Origin of the sequence: Brevibacillus fortis, assembly GCF_046196545.1 — a bacterium.
GTDB classification, from domain to species: Bacteria; Bacillota; Bacilli; order Brevibacillales; family Brevibacillaceae; genus Brevibacillus; species Brevibacillus fortis_A.
This window is the reverse complement of sequence record NZ_CP176370.1, coordinates 248438-268017: the sequence shown is the minus strand read 5'-3', so window position 1 is coordinate 268017 and position 19580 is coordinate 248438. Positions and strand designations below refer to the sequence as shown.

Annotated in this window: 35 protein-coding genes; 3 read left to right on the top strand and 32 right to left on the bottom strand. The window is 47.1% G+C overall.

Annotated elements, in window-relative coordinates; translation table 11 throughout:
• Positions 1-52: 52 nt before the first annotated feature.
• The 3 genes from ACKKE8_RS01590 to ACKKE8_RS01580 all read left to right on the top strand — a co-directional run bounded on the left by ACKKE8_RS01590 (position 53) and on the right by ACKKE8_RS01580 (position 2163).
• Positions 53-505 carry a helix-turn-helix domain-containing protein gene (locus ACKKE8_RS01590; protein WP_409176636.1) on the top strand — a complete coding sequence of 151 codons (453 nt, stop codon included), beginning with the start codon at positions 53-55 and terminating at the stop codon, positions 503-505.
• 17 nt (positions 506-522) lie between these two features.
• Positions 523-939 carry an ImmA/IrrE family metallo-endopeptidase gene (locus ACKKE8_RS01585; RefSeq protein WP_409176635.1) on the top strand — a complete coding sequence of 139 codons (417 nt, stop codon included), beginning with the start codon at positions 523-525 and terminating at the stop codon, positions 937-939.
• Positions 940-1011: 72 nt separating this feature from the next.
• Positions 1012-2163, top strand: coding sequence for a tyrosine-type recombinase/integrase (locus ACKKE8_RS01580; RefSeq protein WP_409176634.1), 1152 nt, complete (start codon positions 1012-1014; stop codon positions 2161-2163).
• Positions 2164-2267: 104 nt separating this feature from the next.
• Here the strand turns inward: ACKKE8_RS01580 and rpsI are convergent, their stop codons facing one another.
• The 32 genes from rpsI to rplB form a co-directional block, all read right to left on the bottom strand.
• Positions 2268-2660, bottom strand: coding sequence for a 30S ribosomal protein S9 (gene rpsI / locus ACKKE8_RS01575; RefSeq protein ID WP_005828788.1), 393 nt, complete (start codon positions 2658-2660; stop codon positions 2268-2270).
• A gap of 20 nt (positions 2661-2680) precedes the next feature.
• Positions 2681-3118 carry a 50S ribosomal protein L13 gene (gene rplM / locus ACKKE8_RS01570; protein ID WP_007716295.1) on the bottom strand — a complete coding sequence of 146 codons (438 nt, stop codon included), beginning with the start codon at positions 3116-3118 and terminating at the stop codon, positions 2681-2683.
• Between the two features lie 244 nt (positions 3119-3362).
• On the bottom strand, positions 3363-4097 hold the full coding sequence (gene truA, locus ACKKE8_RS01565) for a tRNA pseudouridine(38-40) synthase TruA (protein WP_409176633.1): 735 nt from the start codon (positions 4095-4097) through the stop codon (positions 3363-3365).
• Entirely contained in the window at positions 4094-4891 is a 798-nt protein-coding gene (locus ACKKE8_RS01560; protein WP_409176632.1) for an energy-coupling factor transporter transmembrane component T family protein, read from the bottom strand. Before ACKKE8_RS01560 ends, truA begins: the two co-directional genes overlap by 4 nt.
• A gap of 2 nt (positions 4892-4893) precedes the next feature.
• A complete protein-coding gene (locus tag ACKKE8_RS01555; protein ID WP_409176631.1) occupies positions 4894-5766 on the bottom strand; it encodes an energy-coupling factor transporter ATPase in 873 nt (290 codons plus the stop codon).
• Positions 5742-6593: an energy-coupling factor transporter ATPase gene (locus tag ACKKE8_RS01550; RefSeq protein WP_409176630.1), complete on the bottom strand. Its 852-nt coding sequence runs from the start codon at positions 6591-6593 to the stop codon at positions 5742-5744. Before ACKKE8_RS01550 ends, ACKKE8_RS01555 begins: the two co-directional genes overlap by 25 nt.
• 168 nt (positions 6594-6761) lie before the next feature.
• Positions 6762-7121: a 50S ribosomal protein L17 gene (gene rplQ / locus ACKKE8_RS01545; protein WP_409176629.1), complete on the bottom strand. Its 360-nt coding sequence runs from the start codon at positions 7119-7121 to the stop codon at positions 6762-6764.
• Between the two features lie 56 nt (positions 7122-7177).
• Entirely contained in the window at positions 7178-8122 is a 945-nt protein-coding gene (locus ACKKE8_RS01540; protein WP_017247057.1) for a DNA-directed RNA polymerase subunit alpha, read from the bottom strand.
• Positions 8123-8278: 156 nt separating this feature from the next.
• Positions 8279-8680: a 30S ribosomal protein S11 gene (gene rpsK / locus ACKKE8_RS01535; RefSeq protein ID WP_390306328.1), complete on the bottom strand. Its 402-nt coding sequence runs from the start codon at positions 8678-8680 to the stop codon at positions 8279-8281.
• 16 nt (positions 8681-8696) lie between these two features.
• Complete coding sequence (gene rpsM, locus ACKKE8_RS01530) at positions 8697-9065, bottom strand: 30S ribosomal protein S13 (RefSeq protein WP_017247056.1); 369 nt, start codon at positions 9063-9065, stop codon at positions 8697-8699.
• 21 nt (positions 9066-9086) lie between these two features.
• Positions 9087-9200 carry a 50S ribosomal protein L36 gene (gene rpmJ, locus ACKKE8_RS01525; protein WP_003333770.1) on the bottom strand — a complete coding sequence of 38 codons (114 nt, stop codon included), beginning with the start codon at positions 9198-9200 and terminating at the stop codon, positions 9087-9089.
• Between the two features lie 34 nt (positions 9201-9234).
• Positions 9235-9453, bottom strand: a complete 219-nt coding sequence (infA, locus tag ACKKE8_RS01520) for a translation initiation factor IF-1 (protein WP_003333772.1) — start codon at positions 9451-9453, stop codon at positions 9235-9237.
• 118 nt (positions 9454-9571) lie between these two features.
• Positions 9572-10318, bottom strand: a complete 747-nt coding sequence (map, locus tag ACKKE8_RS01515; RefSeq protein WP_409176628.1) for a type I methionyl aminopeptidase — start codon at positions 10316-10318, stop codon at positions 9572-9574.
• A 6-nt stretch (positions 10319-10324) separates the two neighbouring features.
• The gene (locus tag ACKKE8_RS01510) at positions 10325-10969 is read right to left on the bottom strand and encodes an adenylate kinase (protein WP_409176627.1); all 645 of its coding nucleotides are present in this window, start codon (positions 10967-10969) and stop codon (positions 10325-10327) included.
• Between the two features lie 59 nt (positions 10970-11028).
• A complete protein-coding gene (gene secY, locus ACKKE8_RS01505; protein WP_106841280.1) occupies positions 11029-12324 on the bottom strand; it encodes a preprotein translocase subunit SecY in 1296 nt (431 codons plus the stop codon).
• Positions 12324-12764, bottom strand: a complete 441-nt coding sequence (rplO, locus tag ACKKE8_RS01500; protein WP_055746223.1) for a 50S ribosomal protein L15 — start codon at positions 12762-12764, stop codon at positions 12324-12326. The genes secY and rplO overlap by 1 nt, the downstream gene beginning before the upstream one ends.
• Positions 12765-12797: 33 nt before the next feature.
• Entirely contained in the window at positions 12798-12983 is a 186-nt protein-coding gene (gene rpmD / locus ACKKE8_RS01495) for a 50S ribosomal protein L30 (RefSeq protein ID WP_007716270.1), read from the bottom strand.
• A gap of 16 nt (positions 12984-12999) precedes the next feature.
• Positions 13000-13497 (bottom strand): 30S ribosomal protein S5, encoded by a 498-nt coding sequence (gene rpsE, locus ACKKE8_RS01490; protein ID WP_064202922.1) that lies wholly within the window; start codon positions 13495-13497, stop codon positions 13000-13002.
• 18 nt (positions 13498-13515) lie between these two features.
• Entirely contained in the window at positions 13516-13878 is a 363-nt protein-coding gene (rplR, locus tag ACKKE8_RS01485; protein ID WP_017247053.1) for a 50S ribosomal protein L18, read from the bottom strand.
• Positions 13879-13910: 32 nt separating this feature from the next.
• Positions 13911-14447, bottom strand: coding sequence for a 50S ribosomal protein L6 (gene rplF, locus ACKKE8_RS01480; RefSeq protein ID WP_088910289.1), 537 nt, complete (start codon positions 14445-14447; stop codon positions 13911-13913).
• A 35-nt stretch (positions 14448-14482) separates the two neighbouring features.
• Positions 14483-14881 carry a 30S ribosomal protein S8 gene (gene rpsH, locus ACKKE8_RS01475; protein WP_007716262.1) on the bottom strand — a complete coding sequence of 133 codons (399 nt, stop codon included), beginning with the start codon at positions 14879-14881 and terminating at the stop codon, positions 14483-14485.
• A 27-nt stretch (positions 14882-14908) separates the two neighbouring features.
• Positions 14909-15094 (bottom strand): type Z 30S ribosomal protein S14, encoded by a 186-nt coding sequence (locus tag ACKKE8_RS01470; RefSeq protein ID WP_005828830.1) that lies wholly within the window; start codon positions 15092-15094, stop codon positions 14909-14911.
• Between the two features lie 24 nt (positions 15095-15118).
• Positions 15119-15661, bottom strand: coding sequence for a 50S ribosomal protein L5 (gene rplE, locus ACKKE8_RS01465; protein ID WP_007716254.1), 543 nt, complete (start codon positions 15659-15661; stop codon positions 15119-15121).
• Positions 15662-15687: 26 nt separating this feature from the next.
• Entirely contained in the window at positions 15688-16002 is a 315-nt protein-coding gene (rplX, locus tag ACKKE8_RS01460) for a 50S ribosomal protein L24 (RefSeq protein WP_017247051.1), read from the bottom strand.
• 49 nt (positions 16003-16051) lie between these two features.
• On the bottom strand, positions 16052-16420 hold the full coding sequence (gene rplN, locus ACKKE8_RS01455; protein WP_017247050.1) for a 50S ribosomal protein L14: 369 nt from the start codon (positions 16418-16420) through the stop codon (positions 16052-16054).
• A gap of 42 nt (positions 16421-16462) precedes the next feature.
• A complete protein-coding gene (rpsQ, locus tag ACKKE8_RS01450) occupies positions 16463-16729 on the bottom strand; it encodes a 30S ribosomal protein S17 (RefSeq protein ID WP_007716251.1) in 267 nt (88 codons plus the stop codon).
• A gap of 22 nt (positions 16730-16751) precedes the next feature.
• Positions 16752-16949, bottom strand: coding sequence for a 50S ribosomal protein L29 (gene rpmC / locus ACKKE8_RS01445; protein WP_007716250.1), 198 nt, complete (start codon positions 16947-16949; stop codon positions 16752-16754).
• A complete protein-coding gene (rplP, locus tag ACKKE8_RS01440) occupies positions 16939-17373 on the bottom strand; it encodes a 50S ribosomal protein L16 (RefSeq protein ID WP_007716249.1) in 435 nt (144 codons plus the stop codon). Before rplP ends, rpmC begins: the two co-directional genes overlap by 11 nt.
• Positions 17374-17375: 2 nt before the next feature.
• Positions 17376-18038: a 30S ribosomal protein S3 gene (gene rpsC, locus ACKKE8_RS01435; RefSeq protein ID WP_007716248.1), complete on the bottom strand. Its 663-nt coding sequence runs from the start codon at positions 18036-18038 to the stop codon at positions 17376-17378.
• 13 nt (positions 18039-18051) lie between these two features.
• Entirely contained in the window at positions 18052-18384 is a 333-nt protein-coding gene (rplV, locus tag ACKKE8_RS01430) for a 50S ribosomal protein L22 (protein WP_017247049.1), read from the bottom strand.
• 29 nt (positions 18385-18413) lie between these two features.
• On the bottom strand, positions 18414-18695 hold the full coding sequence (gene rpsS / locus ACKKE8_RS01425; RefSeq protein ID WP_007716246.1) for a 30S ribosomal protein S19: 282 nt from the start codon (positions 18693-18695) through the stop codon (positions 18414-18416).
• A 49-nt stretch (positions 18696-18744) separates the two neighbouring features.
• A complete protein-coding gene (gene rplB, locus ACKKE8_RS01420; protein WP_007716245.1) occupies positions 18745-19575 on the bottom strand; it encodes a 50S ribosomal protein L2 in 831 nt (276 codons plus the stop codon).
• Between the last annotated feature and the right edge of the window lie 5 nt (positions 19576-19580).

Here is a 19580-nt window from a genome sequence, read left to right as displayed (position 1 = left end):
AATACCGTCAAGTATTTTAAATACCCTTTTTAAAAATTGGAGGTTGTTTAGAATGTCTCTAGGGAGTCGTATAAAGTTTTTAAGGAAATCTCATAAGCTCACTCAACAAGATATAGCCACCAAATTAGAAATGGGCCGTTCCAATTTCGGACACATTGAAAATGACAGGGTTGTTCCTACGAGTGGCGACTTGCAGAAAATCGCTGACATTTTAGACACAACTACTGATTATCTTCTTGGTCGTACAGACATTGAGAGCAGAACATCTGGTAACCTAAAAGACTCTGTAAACCCATACTCCCTAACACGAAAGGAAGAAAAAGATATCGCCGTTAAGCTAGAAAATATGATGAATGACCTTACAAATGATTCGTCATTAGCTTTCATGGGTGAACCGATGGATGAAGAGGACAGAGAACTATTGCGAATTTCTTTAGAAAATACCCTGCGTATGTCTAAACAAATGGCTAAGAAGAAATTCACACCAAAGAAACATCGCAAATAGCATCTGGGGGTTATTTAATGGACAAAACAGACCTAGTTATTTCGCAGCTAATTAAAACCCACGGAACCAATAACCCCCTTAGAATAGCAGCTCAGAGAAATATTACGGTTCTTTTTGAAGACTTAGGAAAGAACACCTATGGGTATTATGCTTGCATGAATCGCATCCCGAGCATTCACATTAACAATCGTCTGGATGAATTTGAGACTAGATTCGCATTAGCTCACGAGCTTGCTCATCACATACTACACCCTAGAGTTAACACGCCCTTTTTACGGAAAAATACTCTATTTGCAGTCGATAAAATCGAGCGAGAAGCAAACCAGTTTGCTATAAAGCTGATCATTGGACATACCCAGCCTGAAAACGGCGAGACAAAGAATTGCTTCCTCCTGCGTTGCGGCATACCGGAAGAATTCCATCTTTTTTATTAACCTAACAATCTCGTCGTTGGGCTGTTTATTATACATCACAAACCGAACATACATTCGGAAAGGGTTGGTTTTATGGCCAGTTTTCAAAAGTATACGACTAAAGACGGAATAAGATGGATGTACAAGTATTACTCTACAATCGATCCGGAAACAGGTAAAAAGAAGCCGTCTACTAAAAGAGGTTTCAAAACGAAGAAAGAGGCGCAATTAGATGCAGCTCGGACAGAACAGCAGCTAGCAGAAGGAACGTTCATTACAGAGGACAAGAGCAGCGTTACCTTTGAACAAGTCTTTAAACAGTGGTTTGAGACGATTTCAAGCACCTATAAACCCAGCACTCGAAAAGCCGTACTATCGAAATTCAACAAGCGCATTCTCCCCCACTTTAGAAAATTAAAAATGAAGGACATCAGTAGGGCTTATTGCCAAGATGTGATTAATAAGGTTGCCGAAGAAATTAAATCGGTCGACAACATGAAAATGTATGCAAATCAAATATTTGAGTATGCGATATCAAAAGAAATCCTAGTAAACAATCCATTAAAAGGTGTGATCATCCCGAGGAAAGACGAGGAATTTATCGTAAGTGAAGCTGAACCGGAACGCAATTATTGGGAAAAGCAGGAGATTAAAGAATTTTTAGAGGGCGCGAAGCGAGATTGTACAATGCGGGATTATATAATGTTCCATCTCCTAATTTACACCGGTGGACGAAAAGGAGAAATCCTTGCCTTACGCTGGACAGACATTGACTTTAAAGCCAGAACTATTCATTTCAACAAAACATTATTCTATGAGAAAGGACAGTATATCACTCTGACGTCCAAAACAGCGGCTTCTAGGCGATTTATCAGCATAGATGACACTACAGTGGGATTGCTAAAAAAATACCGTACAGGGCAATCTGGAGCGTCAGTTGTACATCTCCACTCCAAAGATAATGAAATGCTTTTTACTCGTGAAGATGGATCCCCGCTTCGACTCGCATATCCAAATGACAAATTAGATGAGATTATCAAAAACAACAACCTTCATCCAATTACTGTCCATGGATTACGTCACTCACATGCCTCCCTTTTATTTGAAGCCGGGGCAAGCATCAAGGAAGTTCAGGAACGCCTCGGTCATTCCGATATCAAAATGACTATGAACATCTACACCCACGTTACCCGAACAGTCAAAGAGCAAACTGCATCCCGATTCGAGAAGTTCATGGAGCTATGACCATACAAATATGGTCAAAATATGGTCACGGCTCATTCAGGGGAAAAATTAAAGCCCCTGACCAATGAAGGCCAAGGGCGATAATCCTTGATATAGCAAGCTTCTTAGCGCTTGGAGAATTGAGGTGCGCGACGAGCTGCTTTCAAGCCGTATTTCTTACGCTCTTTCATACGAGGATCGCGAGTCAGGAAGCCAGCGCGTTTCAGAGCGCCGCGCAGTTCCGGATCTGCTTTCAGCAGAGCGCGAGCAACGCCGTGACGGATTGCACCAGCTTGACCAGTGGTTCCGCCGCCGTTTACGTTAACCAATACATCGTAACGACCAAGAGTTTCAGTCAGAACGAGTGGTTGTTTTACGATCAATTTCAGTGTTTCCAAACCAAAGTAAGTATCCATTTCACGCTTGTTGATCACGATGCGACCTTCACCTGGAACCAGGCGAACGCGTGCTACGGAGTGCTTACGACGACCTGTACCGTAGTATTGTACTTGTGCCACGTATATTTCCTCCCTTTACCTTAACCGCGAATTTGCCAAACTTCTGGTTTTTGTGCTGCGTGTGGATGCTCAGTTCCAGCGTATACTTTCAGCTTGGTGAACATTTGACGTCCCAGGCTGTTTTTAGGCAGCATGCCTTTTACCGCCAGTTCGAACATACGATCTGGTCTCTTGTTCAGCATTGCGCCAGCAGTGGTCTTTTTCAAACCACCTGGATACAGGGAGTGAGTGTAGTAAATTTTGTCATTCAGTTTGTTACCAGTCAGCTTCACTTTGTCAGCGTTGAGTACGATTACGAAATCGCCAGCGTCAACGTGAGGAGTGAATTCTGGTTTCAATTTTCCGCGCAGGATAGAAGCTACTTCGCTCGCCAGACGACCCAGCGTTTGGCCTTCAGCGTCAACGATGTACCATTTGCGCTCAACTTCGAGCGGTTTCGCCATATATGTGGTACGCATTTTTGTCCCTCCTAAATATCTTACCTAACACACTTATAACCAAAACAACCGAAACTTGCAATGGAAGATAATTGCTGTTACGGGTGAGCAACTCTTCCAGGTGTTCCATGTAATCACGATCTTGTCTTTCAATCCCGGGGCTAGAGTGGGGCTAGGCGGGGTTAAAATACCAAGGAATATCGTACTACATAGACGCCCCATAGTCAAGTGCTGCTCGTTCGTCTAATAGTTGGAAATCTGAGAACTAGTAGACAACTTCCCACATGGTCAGACCCTTGGCTGGTGCTGTCTTACCTGCCTTTTCCCGATCACATGCGGCGAGGATTTCCCTCAGTTCAGCAGGGCTTCTTTTTCCTTGCCCTACTTCAACCAAAGTCCCCACAATAATTCGAACCATGTTGTACAAAAAACCGTTGCCTCGGCATGTCACCCATACCTCGTCTCCGATTTTTTCCACGGTGAGCCCGTACACAGTCCGAACCTTGTCCTCGACGAATGTCTTTGCCGAGCAAAAGGAAGTAAAATCATGTTCACCCACCAAGTAATGAGCAGCCTGCTGCATCGCGTCCACATCTAACGGAAACCGGACATGGTCGGCATAACGATGTCGAAAAACATCTGCCACTGGATTGTTGTCGATACAATATCGATATTCTTTTACTTGCACGTCAAAACGCGCATGAAAAGAGGCATCGACCTCTTCAACTGTCCGAATGACAATAGAATCAGGCAACTGATTGTTCAACACAAACCGCCATTTATCCATTGGAATGTTACTCGACGTGTCAAAGTGAATCACTTGACCGCGTGCATGAACACCCGCATCTGTCCGGCCTGAACCAAAGACTTGGATATCCTCTCCGGTAACCCGATTCAATGCGGCTTCAATTTCACCCTGGACCGTTACTTGATCTGGCTGTACCTGAAAACCGCTGAAGTCAGTTCCGTCATATGCCAATACACATCGCAGTCGCTTCATGTACGCCACCATCCAATCACGATTACCAAGATCACACTCGCAACAGCTACGATTGCATCACGCCAAGTGAACGTCAGCTTATTCAGCCGCGTTCTACCCACTCCCCCGCGATAGCCACGCGCTTCCATCGCCAAAGCCAGCTCTTCTGCACGCCGAAACGCACTAACGAACAATGGGATAGCGATCGGAATCAGGTTCTTGGCTCTGCGTACGAGACTTCCACTGGTGAAATTGGCTCCTCTGGCGGTCTGCGCCTTGATGATTTTATCCGTTTCTTCCATCAGGGTCGGAATGAACCGGAGTGCAATTGACATCATCAGGGCTATATCATGAACCGGTATGCCGATCTTCCCTAGTGGTCCTAGTAAACGCTCCAACCCTTCTGTCAAATCAATTGGAGAGGTTGTCAGTGTTAGCAAGGAACTAATGAGAATCAAAAGTCCCAAGCGCAAAGAAATGAAGATCGCCTGGCGAACCCCTTCCTCCTCTACTGTAAACCATCCCCACTGAATGTAAACCGTTCCGCCTTTTGTGATAAAAATATGCAAGACGACGGTAAATAAAATCAGGATCCAGACTGGCTTCAAGCTTTTTAATATATAGGACAATGAAAGCCTAGAAAGAAGTGCAGCATACAAGGTAAAACCAATCAGTATGGCGTACGTTACCGTATTGTTAGCCAGAAAAATCAAGGTAGCAAAAAGGATGATGAAGAGAAGCTTGCTTCGCGGATCTGCACGATGTAAAAAAGATTGCCCTGGTACGTATTGACCAATTGCGATATTCTGCAGCATGCCTAGCCCTCCTTTGGTACGGACAGTCGTTCCAGCAGATGGGCAATCAGCTCTTCCTCCCGATAAAGGGAGGTCGGCAGGCTAGCCTTGTCCGGCAGCATTTGATTCATTTGCGATACGAGAGCCACCGTTTCCGGTACATCCAAAGACAGCTCTCGGAGACGATCCACATGCATGAATACTTCCTCCGGCTTCCCCTGCAAAGCTACTTGGCCTTGTGCCATCACAAGCAAATAGTCTGCATAGCGGGCTGCCTCTTCCATGCTGTGCGTGACCAATAGTGTCGTAAGGTTTTGTTCCCGATGAATCCGGTAGATCCCTTCCAGAATCGTCACTCGTCCCGCAGGATCAAGACCCGCAGTTGGTTCATCCAATACCAGAACCTTCGGCTGCATGGCAAGAACACCAGCCAAAGCAACACGTCGCATTTGCCCGCCACTCAAATGAAACGGCGAGCGATCCTTGATCGTGGCATAATCCAAGCCGACAATTTCAAGGGACTCCTTCACGCGTGCTTCCACCATTTCTGTTGGCAAGTCAAAATTGAGCGGTCCAAAAGCAACATCCTTCGCAACCGTTTCTTCAAACAACTGATGTTCAGGATATTGAAAGACGAGCCCAATATCGCGCCTTTGAGCATGGGGTAACCGCCGCTTTGGAGTAATGACCGCATCACCCAGGATAATCTGCCCTGTACTAGGCATCAGCAACCCGTTCAAGTGCTGAATCAGCGTTGACTTACCCGAGCCTGTGTGGCCAATAATTCCGACAAACGAACCGGATGGAATCGTCAGCGAAATATTGTGTAAGGCAACTCGTTCGAACGGTGTTCCCTTTGCGTAGATATGGCTTACTTGGTCAAAAGTAATTTGCATACGTGCTCCACCAGCTCCTCTTGATGCAGGACAAACGGTAAATCAATCCCTTTGGAATGAAGTGCGTGGCGCAGTCGAACGGCAAATGGCACATCCAGTCCCACCTGTTTCAATCGATCTACTTCATTAAACACCTCACTCGGCTTACCCTCCATCAGGACTTCACCCGCATTCATGACGATGACCTTATCCGAATAGACGGCTTCTTCCGGAAAATGGGTAATGTTAATGATCGTGAGTCCCTCGTCGCGGTTCAGTCGACGAGCCAGATTCAGCACTTCCATTCTCCCTTGTGGATCAAGCATCGCTGTCGCTTCATCCAAGATGATGACAGAAGGACGCATCGCCATAATCCCTGCGATCGCCACTCGTTGCTTTTGACCCCCAGACAGACGATGTGGTTGTGCCTGTAAGTAAGATTCCATCCCTACAGAAACGAGCGCCTCATCAATACGATCTCGCATCTCTTTGGGGGCCACACCCATGTTTTCTAGGCCAAAGGCGACATCATCTTCCACTGTAGCCCCAACAATCTGATTGTCCGGGTTCTGAAAGACCATGCCAACATGTCGTCGGATTTCCCAAAGCAGCTCCCCATCTTTCGTATCCATTCCACTGATCAGCACTGTACCCCCTTCTGGAAGCAACAGAGCATTCATCAGCTTTGCCATCGTTGATTTGCCGGAACCGTTGTGACCCAATACGGATACAAAGGAACCTTTTTGAATGGTAAGGTCAACACCTTGTAAAACCGGAACCCGTTGGCCATCCTCACCATCGTAGGAATAAGAAACATCTCGCAATGCCAGCAGGTTATCTTCATTCATGAGGCATTCACAACCTCCCCAGCCTTCACAGGGAACTGACTAACAGGATTTCGATGAGAAAGGAAAAAAGGGTTGAATCAGAGTCCAGCCTATGACCAGATCTGCCCCCACCCTTTTCGCGGTAATCTACCAGGCTTAAAACCTGAGTAAACGACCAGTTTACATGTATTAAACGAATTCGATGTACGCCATTGGAGCATTGTCGCCACGGCGAGGGCCGGTTTTCAGGATACGAGTGTATCCACCGTTGCGCTCTTTGAAGCGAGGAGCGATTTCATCGAACAGTTTTTGAACAGCATCACGGCCTTCAGCATTCGCAACTTCTTTGCGAACGAAAGCAGCAACTTGACGGCGAGCATGCAGATCGCCACGTTTCGCGAGCGTGATCATTTTTTCAGCGATTGGGCGCAGTTCTTTCGCCTTCATCTCTGTAGTTTCGATGCGCTCGTTGATGATCAGGTCTGTTACCAAGTCGCGGAACAGCGCTTTACGAGCTGAGCTACGACGACCCAATTTACGTTGTGCCATGTGGTTTACCTCCCTCTTAATCGAGAGAACAAAAGTTTGCTTCTTGGTTTGCTATTCTAATCGTCGCTGCGCAGGGACAGGCCCAGTTCAGCTAACTTTTCTTGAACTTCTTCAAGAGATTTGCGCCCCAGATTGCGTACTTTCATCATGTCCTCTTCGGTCTTCTGCGTCAGCTCTTGCACGGTATTAATACCGGCACGCTTCAAGCAGTTGTAGGAACGAACGGAAAGATCGAGCTCTTCGATAGTCATCTCCAAGACTTTCTCTTTCTTGTCCTCTTCCTTCTCTACCATGATTTCTGCATCCTTCGCCTCGTCAGTCAGACCGACAAACAGGTTCAGGTGCTCCGTCATGATTTTTGCGCCGAGACTCACGGCTTCTTCCGGACTGATGCTACCGTTAGTCCAAACCTCAAGTGTTAACTTGTCATAGTTGGTCATTTGCCCTACACGGGTATTTTCCACTTGATAGTTAACGCGTTTGATCGGCGTGTAGATCGAATCAATCGGAATCACACCAATAGGCAGATCCTCAGATTTGTTTCCGTCAGATTGAACATAACCACGACCACGTCCAGCTGTCATGCGGATATGCAGACGACCGCCATTGGCCAACGTTGCAATATGAAGATCAGGGTTTAAGACCTCCACATCACTGTCAGCACGGATATCTCCCGCTTTGACAACGCCTTCGCCTTCTGCATCGATCTCGATTACTTTTTCTTCATCGGAATGGATCTTCAGCGCCAAGCCTTTGATGTTCAGGATGATCTCGGTTACATCTTCAACGACGCCTTCAATCGTGGAGAATTCGTGAAGAACCCCATCGATTTGAACAGTACGAACTGCCGCGCCTGGCAAGGACGAAAGAAGAATTCGTCTCAGCGAGTTGCCAAGGGTAGTTCCGTATCCGCGCTCTAGAGGTTCTACAACAAACTTTCCATACGAGTTGTCGTCGCTAACTTCCACAACCTCGATTTTTGGTTTTTCTATTTCTATCATTAAACAAACCCTCCTTCAAAACGTCGAAATCCTGGGGTGGGCCGCATACGTGCCCACTCAGGAATTTCCCCGGCGGTTTACCGTTTGCGTGCATGACAAGCTATAAATCAGAATTTACCATTCTAGTATGGACATGTTCTGAACGATATAAACCAGTTACACGCGGCGACGTTTTGGTGGACGGCAACCGTTGTGCGGAATTGGCGTCACGTCTTTAATCATGTTCACTTCAAGACCAGTAGCTTGCAGGGAACGGATCGCAGCTTCACGACCAGCACCTGGGCCTTTTACTGATACTTCAAGGGAACGCATACCGTGTTCCATAGCAACGCGTGCAGCCGATTCAGCAGCCATTTGCGCAGCAAATGGAGTGCTTTTACGGGAGCCTTTGAAGCCGAGGGAACCAGCACTGGACCAAGAGATCGCGTTACCGTGTGGATCCGTGATAGTGATGATCGTATTGTTGAAAGTAGAACGGATGTGTGCTACGCCGACTTCAACATTCTTACGGTCACGACGACGGGTACGAGTTGCTGTAGCTTGTTTTCTTTTCGCCATGTCAGATTACCCTCCTTTACTTCTTCTTGTTTGCTACTGTACGGCGTGGACCTTTACGCGTACGAGCATTTGTTTTAGAACGTTGACCGCGAACTGGAAGTCCACGACGATGACGGATGCCACGGAAGCAACCGATTTCCATCAGACGCTTGATGTTGAGGGAGATCTCACGACGGAGGTCACCTTCCACCTTCACAGTTTTGTCAATGTACTCACGAAGTTTGTTTACTTCGTCTTCTGTCAAATCGCGAACACGAGTGTTCGCGTCTACGCCAGTAGAGGACAGAATTTTTTGAGACGTGGGGCGGCCAATACCAAAAATGTAGGTAAGAGCAACTTCAACGCGTTTTTCGCGCGGCAAGTCTACGCCTGCAATACGTGCCATGTGTCAAAAGCACCTCCTTGTTTACCCTTGTTTTTGCTTATGCTTCGGATTTTCACAAATAACCATTACGTTACCTTTGCGACGGATAACCTTGCATTTCTCGCAGATCGGTTTAACCGAAGGTCTCACTTTCATGGTTCTTGCCTCCCTTTTCTAGGGGTTTTGCTTACTATTTATAGCGGTACGTAATACGTCCGCGGGTTAAGTCGTACGGCGACAGTTCAACAGTTACTTTATCCCCCGGCAGGATACGGATAAAGTGCATGCGGATTTTTCCAGAGACGTGAGCGAGGACTTTATGTCCATTCTCTAATTCTACTCGAAACATAGCATTTGGCAAAGGTTCGATTACCGTACCTTCCACCTCAATTACATCATCTTTTGCCATGGTAAACTCTCCTTTCTTCTGCTCTTCAGTCGGACCATGAGTTTTGCGAAATGATCACACAACGAACTTATCGTCGACACGTTGGACGACAATCCCGAAGCATTCGGAACTACCGTTTTTATGTCCGTGTAAAAATCTCATAGCCATCTTCCGTAATCGCGATGGTGTGTTCAAAATGAGCACAAGTTTTCCGATCCACTGTTACTACCGTCCAATTGTCCTCCAATGTGCGGACATAACGTTCGCCGGCATTTACCATTGGCTCAATTGCCAACACCATGCCTGGTTTTAACCGCGGTCCTCGATCAGGAGGGCCGTAGTTAGGAACCTGCGGATCTTCGTGCAAGTTTTGCCCGATCCCATGCCCCACATACTCGCGAACGAGTGTGAAGCCGGCAGCTTCTGCATGAACCTGAATCGCATGAGAGATATCGGATAAACGTCCACCCGGAAAAGCTTTTTCAAGCCCCTTGTACAACGACTCTTCCGTTACTCTGAGCAGCTTCTGGTTTTCTGTTGAAATCATACCGACCGGATACGTCCAAGCGGAGTCGCCATGGTAACCCTGAAACTGAGCACCAATGTCGATACTGATAATGTCTCCTTCTTGCAACGCCCGTTCACCTGGGATCCCGTGTACGAGTTCTTCATTGACTGAAGCACAGATACTTCCTGGAAAGCCACCATAGCCTTTAAACGATGGAATTGCTCCCATGCTTCGAATAAAGGTCTCGGCAATTTCGTCTAGCTGCTTCGTCGTGACACCAGGCTTGATCGCCTTGGCCAGTTCTTGATGGGTGAGTGCGACGATACGACCAGCTTCGCGCATAACCTCAAGTTCTGCTTTCGACTTTAGGATAATCATTCGCAATTACCCTCGCAACAAAGACTTAATTTCCGCAAATACTACCTGGATATCTTGTTCTCCATCGATATCTCGCAGAAGTTCCTGTGCGGAGTAGTAGTCGATAAGTGGCTGTGTTTGAGCGATATTTACGTCAAGGCGTTGTGTTACCACTTCGATCTTGTCGTCTTCACGCTGATACAGCTTACCACCATCTTTATCACATACGCCAGCCTCTTTTGGAGGATTGAACATCGTGTGATAGCTAGCACCGCAAACAGGGCAGATCCAGCGACCGGTCAGACGTTCAATCAATTGCTCGCGTTGAACGTTGATGTTAATTACATGGTCAATTTCGCGTCCCAGCTCTTTTACTGTAGCTGTCAACGCTTCCGCCTGAGGAACTGTGCGTGGAAAACCATCTAGGAGGAATCCCTTTGCGCAGTCTTCCATCGAAAGGCGCTCCCGCACAATACCAATGACGACTTCGTCTGGGACGAGATCACCTTTATCCATGTAGGATTTAGCCTCTAGTCCGAGCGGAGTTTCGTTTTTGACCGCAGCTCGGAACATGTCGCCAGTCGAAATGTGCGGGATGTCAAACTCTTTTACGATACGTTCTGCCTGTGTCCCTTTACCGGCTCCAGGCAGTCCCATCAGAATTATATTCACGTCCATTCCCTCCGTCCCATCAAAAAGCTACAGAAGCTTTTCTGTAAACATCTAAGTCATTACTTGATAAACCCTTGGTAGTGGCGTTTGATCATTTGACTTTCAATCTGCTTCATTGTATCCAAGCATACCCCGACCACGATCAAGAGCGATGTACCGCCGATGAAAATGGATTGCGGCAAGTTTGCAATACTACCGAAGAAGAATGGCAAAATGGCAATTGTCATAAGGAACAAAGCGCCCGCCAATGTTAACCGGTTTAATGTACGAGTAATGAATACCTCAGTGTTTTTACCAGGTCGGATACCAGGAATGTAACCGCCATTTTTTCTCATGTTTTCTGCCATTTGTACAGGGTTGATCTGTACAAATGTGTAGAAGTAGGTGAATCCGAGAATCAAGATAGCGTAGAGCGTCATTCCTAATGGTTTGTTGACTTGGAAGTTCTCATAAATCCAGTTAGCAAATCCTTGTCCAGATGCATCCACCCAGAACTGAGCAATCGTTGACGGGAACATTACCAGCGATACCGCAAAGATAACAGGAATAACACCAGCAGAGTTGATTTTGAGCGGAATGTGGGTAGATTGACCACCGTACATTTTGCGTCCAACCACTCGTTTCGCATATTGCACTGGAATCTTACGAAGACCTTGCTGCATAAAGATAACCCCGACAATAATGGCGAGGACCACCAATAGGATAAGCAGAACCTTGACGATGCTGAAAAAGATGTTTACAGATGGATCACCAAACATCGTGGTGTAAATCGTCGCAGCTGCATTAGGCAATCCAGCAACGATCCCGGCAACGATCAGGATCGAAATCCCGTTACCGATACCCTTCTCCGTAATCTGTTCCCCCATCCACATCATGAATGCGGTCCCAGCTGTCAAAGTCAACGCAATGAGTGCATAGCTACTAACCGACGTGTCGTTTAGCAATCCAGGCGCCATATTGTTGAATCCAATCGTCATCCCTACAGACTGAATCAAACCAAGGATGATGGTAGCGTAACGGGTAACGGTGGCAATCTTGCGACGGCCAACTTCCCCTTCACGAGCCCATTGCGTAAGCTTAGGCACAACATCCATGGACATCAGCTGCATGATAATCGATGCCGTAATGTACGGCATGATACCCATGGCAAAAATCGAGAAGTTTTGCAGTGCTCCACCCGAGAAGGTGTTCAACAAGCCCAGTAATTGGTTTGTGTTCTGCTGAAACAACTCGACGTTTACGTTAGGAACTGGCACGAAGCTTCCGATCCGGAAAACAACCAGCATCATGAGCGTAAAAAGGATCTTACTACGTAAGTCGCTAATCTTAAAAATGTTAGTTAAGGACGCTAACATTAGATCACCTCGGTTGTTCCACCGACTTGAGCGATCTTCTCAGCAGCAGCTCCGGAGAACTTGTGAGCTTTTACAGTCAGCTTCACAGTCAGTTCACCGTTAGCAAGAACCTTAACACCATCGCGCAGCGCACTGATAACACCAGTTTCTTTCAACAGTTCAGGTGTTACTACAGTGCCCTCTTCGAAACGGTTCAGCGCGTCCAAGCTAACAATCGCATATTCTTTGCGGCTGATGTTAGTGAAACCACGCTTAGGCAGACGACGGTACAATGGGTTTTGACCACCCTCGAAACCAGGGCGAACACCGCCACCGGAACGAGCGTTTTGACCTTTGTGACCTTTACCAGCAGTTTTGCCAGTACCGCTACCAATACCGCGACCGATGCGCTTACGAGTGTGACGGGATCCTTCTGCAGGTTGCAGTTCATGCAATTTCATACGTTGCACCTCCTAACTAATTGAGATGATCAATTAAGCTTCTACTTCTTTCACTTCAACCAAGTGCTTCACTTTGAAAACCATTCCACGGATTGCAGCGTTATCTTCCTTCACTACAGTGGAGTTGATTTTACGAAGACCCAGAGCTTTTACAGTGTCTTGTTGGTCAACAGTGCGACCAATCAAGCTGCGTTTGAGGGTGATTTGCAATTTTGCCATTTTCATTCCCTCCTTATTAACCCAACAACTCGTCAACAGTCTTACCGCGCAATTTCGCGACATCTTCCGCTGTTTTCAGACGGCCGAGGCCTTCCAGCGTAGCGTTGACCATGTTGATAGGATTGTTGGAACCAAGAGACTTACTCAAAATATCGCCTACACCAGCCAGTTCGAGTACGGCACGAACAGGTCCACCAGCGATAACTCCTGTACCAGGGGCAGCAGGCTTGATGAGAACTTTACCTGCGCCAAATTGGCACAGTACTTGGTGTGGGACAGTTGTCCCTCTCATCGGTACACGAATCAATTTTTTCTTAGCATCGTCAATCGCTTTGCGAATAGCGTCTGGAACTTCTTGAGCTTTACCCATACCAGCACCTACGTGGCCGTTACGGTCTCCCACAACAACCAAGGCGCTGAAGCTCATGCGACGTCCACCTTTAACCGTTTTTGCTACACGGTTAACTGAGACTACTTTTTCTTCGAGCTCTAATTTGCTAGGGTCGATACGCATTCCTTACCCTCCTTGTTGTTAGAATTGCAGACCAGCTTCACGAGCTGCTTCTGCCAGTGCTTTAATACGTCCATGATAGATGTAACCACCGCGGTCAAAAATCACTTCAGTCGCACCTTTTTCTTGTGCACGCTTAGCGATCAGTGTGCCAACAGCTGTAGCAGCTTCCACGTTAGCGCCATTATTCAGGCCCAGCTCTTTATCCAAAGAAGATGCAGATACCAGTGTTACGCCAGTTGCATCGTCGATCAATTGAGCGTAGATGTGCTTAGAAGAACGGAATACGTTCAGACGCGGGCGAATGGTAGAACCAATCACGCGTTTGCGGATTCGCAAATGACGTTTTTTCCGAGCTTTGTTTTTATCAGCTTTCGTAAACATTAAGCGGCCTCCTTTCTCATGAAGCTAGAAGCTTATTTACCTTTTTTACCTTCTTTACGACGAACCACTTCATTGCTGTACTTGATACCTTTACCTTTGTATGGCTCAGGTTTACGCAGAGAACGGATTTCAGCGGCAACTTGGCCTACGCGCTCTTTGTTGATACCTTTTACCACCAAAGTGGTTTGGTTTGGTACATCAATTTCGATACCCTCTTCTGGAGTAACTTCCACTGGGTGGGAGAAACCGAGAGAGAGAGTAACACCGTTGCCGGACTTAGCAGCACGGTAACCTACACCGACCAGTTCCAAGGTACGAGTGAAGCCTTCAGATACGCCAGTTACCATGTTGGATACCAGCGCACGAGTAGTACCATGCAGGGAACGGTGAAGTTTGTTATCGCTTGGACGCTCAACAACTACTTCGTTTTCAGCGATGTTGATTTTGATATCTTCATGGAAGCTACGAACGAGTTGACCCTTAGGGCCTTTTACCGTCAGCTCAGTACCGTTCAGAGTGAGGGTAACGCCTGCAGGGACCACGATCGGTTTTCTACCGACACGAGACATGTGGTGCACCTCCTGTGCTATTTACAATCTGTTAATTACCAAATGTATGCGAGAACTTCTCCACCTACATGAGCTTGACGAGCTTGCTTGTCAGTCATTACACCAGTGGATGTAGAGATGATCGCGCAACCGAGACCACCCAAAACCTTAGGTACTTCATTGTTCTTTGCATAAACACGAAGTCCTGGCTTGGAGATACGTTTCAGACCTGTGATGACACGCTCGTTGCTCGCACCATATTTCAGGAATACGCGGATGATTCCTTGTTTGTTGTCTTCAACAAACTCCGCATCGCGGATGAAGCCTTCTTCTTTTAGAATGCGCGCGATTTCCTTCTTGATGGTGGACGCCGGGATTTCCACTTTCTCGTGGCGAACCATGTTGGCGTTACGAATTCGTGTCAACATATCTGCGATTGGATCAGTCATAACCATGAGAGAAAACCTCCTTCCCGTTTCAAATTACCAGCTTGCTTTTTTCACGCCTGGAATTTGACCTTTATAAGCAAGTTCACGGAAGCAAATACGGCAGAGTTTGAATTTGCGCAATACGGAGTGAGGACGTCCGCAACGCTCGCAACGAGTGTACGCGCGTACTGCAAACTTCGGCTGCCGCTGTTGCTTGATGATCATTGATTTCTTTGCCACATTCTTCCCTCCTTACGAGTGGGTTTATTTACGGAATGGCATACCCATTTGAGTCAGCAACTCACGAGCTTCCTCATCCGTTTTCGCGGAAGTAACAATAACGATGTCCATACCACGAACTTTATCAATTTTATCGTACTCGATCTCAGGGAAGATCAGTTGTTCCTTCAGACCAAGTGTATAGTTACCGCGACCGTCAAATGCCTTGGAAGAAATTCCACGGAAGTCACGAACACGCGGGAGAGATACGTTCATCAATTTGTCGAGGAAGTGGTACATACGCTCGCCGCGCAGAGTAACCTTCGCACCGATCGGCATACCTTCACGCAATTTGAAACCCGCGATGGATTTCTTAGCCTTTGTTACTACAGGCTTTTGACCAGCGATGATTTGCAGGTCTTCAATTGCAGTATCCAAGGACTTAGCGTTAGCTACCGCTTCGCCAACACCCATATTGATGATGATCTTTTCTACTTTCGGCACTTGCATGATGGAAGTGTAGTTGAACTTGCTCATCAAACCAGGCACGATTTCGCTCGTATACTTTTCTTTCAATCTTGTTGCCATCTAGGATATCCTCCTTTCCAACCTGACTACTTGTCGAGTACTTCGCCAGACTTTTTCGCGTACCGAACTTTCTTGCCGCTATCCAATACTTTGTAACCGATGCGAGTAGCTTTTCCGGACTTCGGATCGATCAAAGATACGTTGGATACGTGAATAGCTGCTTCTTGAGTCACAATGCCACCTTGCGGGTTAGCTTGGGACGGACGGCTGTGTTTCTTCACGAGGTTGATACCTTCAACCAGAACGCGTTCTTTCTTCGGATAAGCAGCGAGAACGCGACCTTTTTTGCCTTTATCTTTGCCCGCATTTACGATAACAGTGTCGCCTTTTTTAACGTGCATCGCTTGGTGCACCTCCTATCGAACAAACTGCCTGAGTTTTGCCGTTCAATTAGATAACCTCTGGAGCCAGAGAGATGATCTTCATGAAATCTTTATCACGGAGCTCACGAGCCACAGGTCCAAAGATACGAGTACCACGAGGGGATTGATCGTCTTTGATAACTACAGCTGCATTCTCATCGAACTTGATGTAAGAACCATCGTTACGACGAACGCCACTTGCTGTGCGTACTACAACCGCTTTAACTACTTGACCTTTCTTGACAACGCCGCCGGGTGTAGCGGATTTTACGGAGCACACGATAACATCCCCGATGTTCGCCGTTTTGCGACCGGAACCACCCAGAACCTTGATGCACATGAGTTCCTTAGCACCGGAGTTGTCAGCAACAGCCAATCTCGTTTGAGTTTGGATCATTTACTGTTCCTCCTTTCGGATTTATCTATCCGAAAATCTGACTTATACGATTACTGCCTCTTCAACGATACGTACCATACGGAAACGCTTGTCTTTAGACAATGGACGAGTTTCCATGATTTCTACGATGTCGCCAACTTTTGCTGCGTTGTTCTCATCGTGAGCCTTGAACTTTTTGGAGAATTTCATGCGTTTACCGTACAATGGGTGTGTCTTGTAAGTTTCAACAAGAACAACAATGGTTTTATCCATCTTGTCGGAAACGACGCGACCTACAACGGTTCGACGCATATTGCGATCTGCGGTCATCGTTCAAACCTCCTTCCTATAATTAGCCGATTCCCAATTCTCTCTGGCGCAGGACGGTTTTCGCACGAGCAATATCCTTACGCACTTGTTTGATACGAGATGTGGTTTCGAGTTGACCCGTAGCCAACTGGAAACGAAGGTTGAACAACTCTTCTTTCAAAGAAGTAACGTTTTGTTCGAGCTCGGCAGTGGTCAAATTACGGTACTCATTAGCCTTCATGTGCGTCACCACCCACTTCTTCACGCTTCACGAACTTGCACTTGATAGGCAGTTTGTGCATAGCCAGACGCATAGCTTCGCGAGCGACTTCTTCAGGAACACCAGCAAGTTCAAACATGATCTTGCCTGGCTTCACTACCGCTACCCATTTCTCAGGAGAACCTTTACCGGAACCCATCCGTACTTCGAGCGGTTTTTGTGTAACTGGTTTGTCAGGGAAAATTTTAATCCAGACTTTACCACCACGTTTAATGTAACGGGTCATTGCAATACGGGCAGCCTCGATTTGACGGTTGGTTACCCAAGATGGTTCCATTGCTTGCAATCCGTATTCACCGAACGCAACAGTGGTACCGCCTTTTGCGTTACCTGCCATTTTCCCGCGGTGTTGTTTACGGTGTTTCACGCGTTTTGGCGTCAACATGATTACTTGCCTCCTTCCTCAGTAGCGACGTTCTTTCTCGCTGGAAGGACTTCTCCACGATAGATCCACACTTTAACACCGATGCGACCATAAGTGGTATGTGCTTCAGCAGTACCGTAGTCGATGTCAGCGCGCAATGTGTGAAGCGGAACAGTACCTTCGCTGTAACCTTCAGAACGTGCGATGTCCGCGCCGCCAAGACGACCGCTTACCAAGGTTTTGATACCTTTAGCACCAGAGCGCAGCGAACGAGTGATCGATTGCTTTTGCGCACGGCGGAAAGAAATGCGGTTTTCCAATTGGCGTGCAATATTTTCAGCTACCAGAGTAGCATCCAGATCCGGACGTTTTACTTCGTTGATGTTGATATGAACGCGTTTGCCAGTCAGTTCGGTCAAAGTTTTGCGCAGAGTTTCAACCTCTGAACCACCTTTACCAATTACCATACCAGGCTTAGCGGTGTGAATCGTAACGTTCACGCGATTAGCTGCGCGTTCGATTTCGATCGTGGATACAGCAGCATCCTTCAGACGCCCTTTTACATACTTACGGATTTTCAAGTCTTCGTGCAACAGAGTTGCGAAGTCCTTGTCAGCGTACCATTTGGACTCCCAGTCACGAATGACACCGATCCGAAGACCTACCGGGCTTACCTTTTGACCCACACGTAATCCCTCCTTATTTCTCGTTTAGTACCACTGTGATGTGGCTCGTGCGTTTATGGATGCGGCTAGCGCGACCCATAGCGCGCGGACGGAAACGCTTCAACGTAGGACCTTGGTCTACGAAGATTTTGCCAACTACCAAGCTATTTGGATCCAGCTCATAGTTGTGCTCAGCGTTTGCAATAGCCGATTTCAGGAGCTTTTCAACAACCGGAGAAGCTGCTTTAGGCGTATGTTTCAAGATCGCCAAAGCTTCACCTACTTGCTTGCCTCTGATCAAGTCAACCACCAGGCGGACTTTACGAGACGCGATGCGAATATTGCGTGCAACTGCTTTTGCTTCCATCTTTGTACCTCCTCTCTGTCAAGAGAAAATTAGCGCTTCTTGGACTTCTTGTCGTTGTCGACGTGACCCTTGAAGGTACGAGTTGGTGCGAATTCACCCAATTTATGACCAACCATGTCTTCCGATACGTATACAGGTACATGTTTGCGGCCATCGTAAACTGCAAACGTGTGTCCTACGAAATCAGGGAAGATGGTGGAACGGCGAGACCATGTTTTGATCACACGTTTCTCGTTCTTTTCATTTTGCTCGTCAACTTTTTTCATCAAGTGGTCATCCACGAAAGGACCCTTTTTTAAGCTACGTCCCATTAGTGAACCTCCCTTCGCCAAAGGCGTTCGGTTATAGTATCAGCCTACCTTACTTTTTACGGCGGCGGATGATGTACTGGTCGGACTTGTTCTTCTTCTTACGAGTCTTGAGACCCAGGGTTGGTTTACCCCAAGGAGTAACAGGAGCCTTACGACCGATTGGAGCGCGACCTTCACCACCACCGTGTGGGTGATCGTTAGGGTTCATTACGCTACCGCGAACTGTCGGGCGAATACCCAACCAGCGGGAACGTCCTGCTTTACCGATGTTCAGCAATTCGTGATCTTGGTTTCCTACTTGACCGATGGTAGCGCGGCATACATTATGAATGCGGCGTGTTTCACCGGAAGACAGGCGTACGATTACAAATTCACCATCACGACCAAGCAATTGAGCAGAAGTACCAGCAGCGCGAACCAATTGGCCACCTTTACCAGGTTTCAGCTCGATGTTGTGGATGGTAGTACCTACCGGGATTTTCTCCATTGGCAGTGCGTTACCGATTTTGATGTCGGCATCTGCTCCGGATACAATCTGGTCGCCCACTTTCAGGTTTTGTGGGGCGATAATGTAACGCTTTTCACCGTCTGCATAGTTGATCAGCGCGATGTTAGCGGAACGGTTTGGATCGTATTCAATGGTTGCTACGCGACCAATGATACCATCTTTGTTGCGTTTGAAGTCGATAATACGGTATTTACGTTTGTGACCGCCACCTTGATGACGAACGGTAATTCTACCTTGGTTGTTGCGACCAGCTTTTTTGCTGAGAGGCGCCAACAAGGATTTTTCGGGAGTCGACGTGGTGATCTCCTCGAAAGTAGAAACCGTCATTTGGCGACGACCAGGAGAAGTCGGTTTAAACTTTTTGATACCCATGTTAA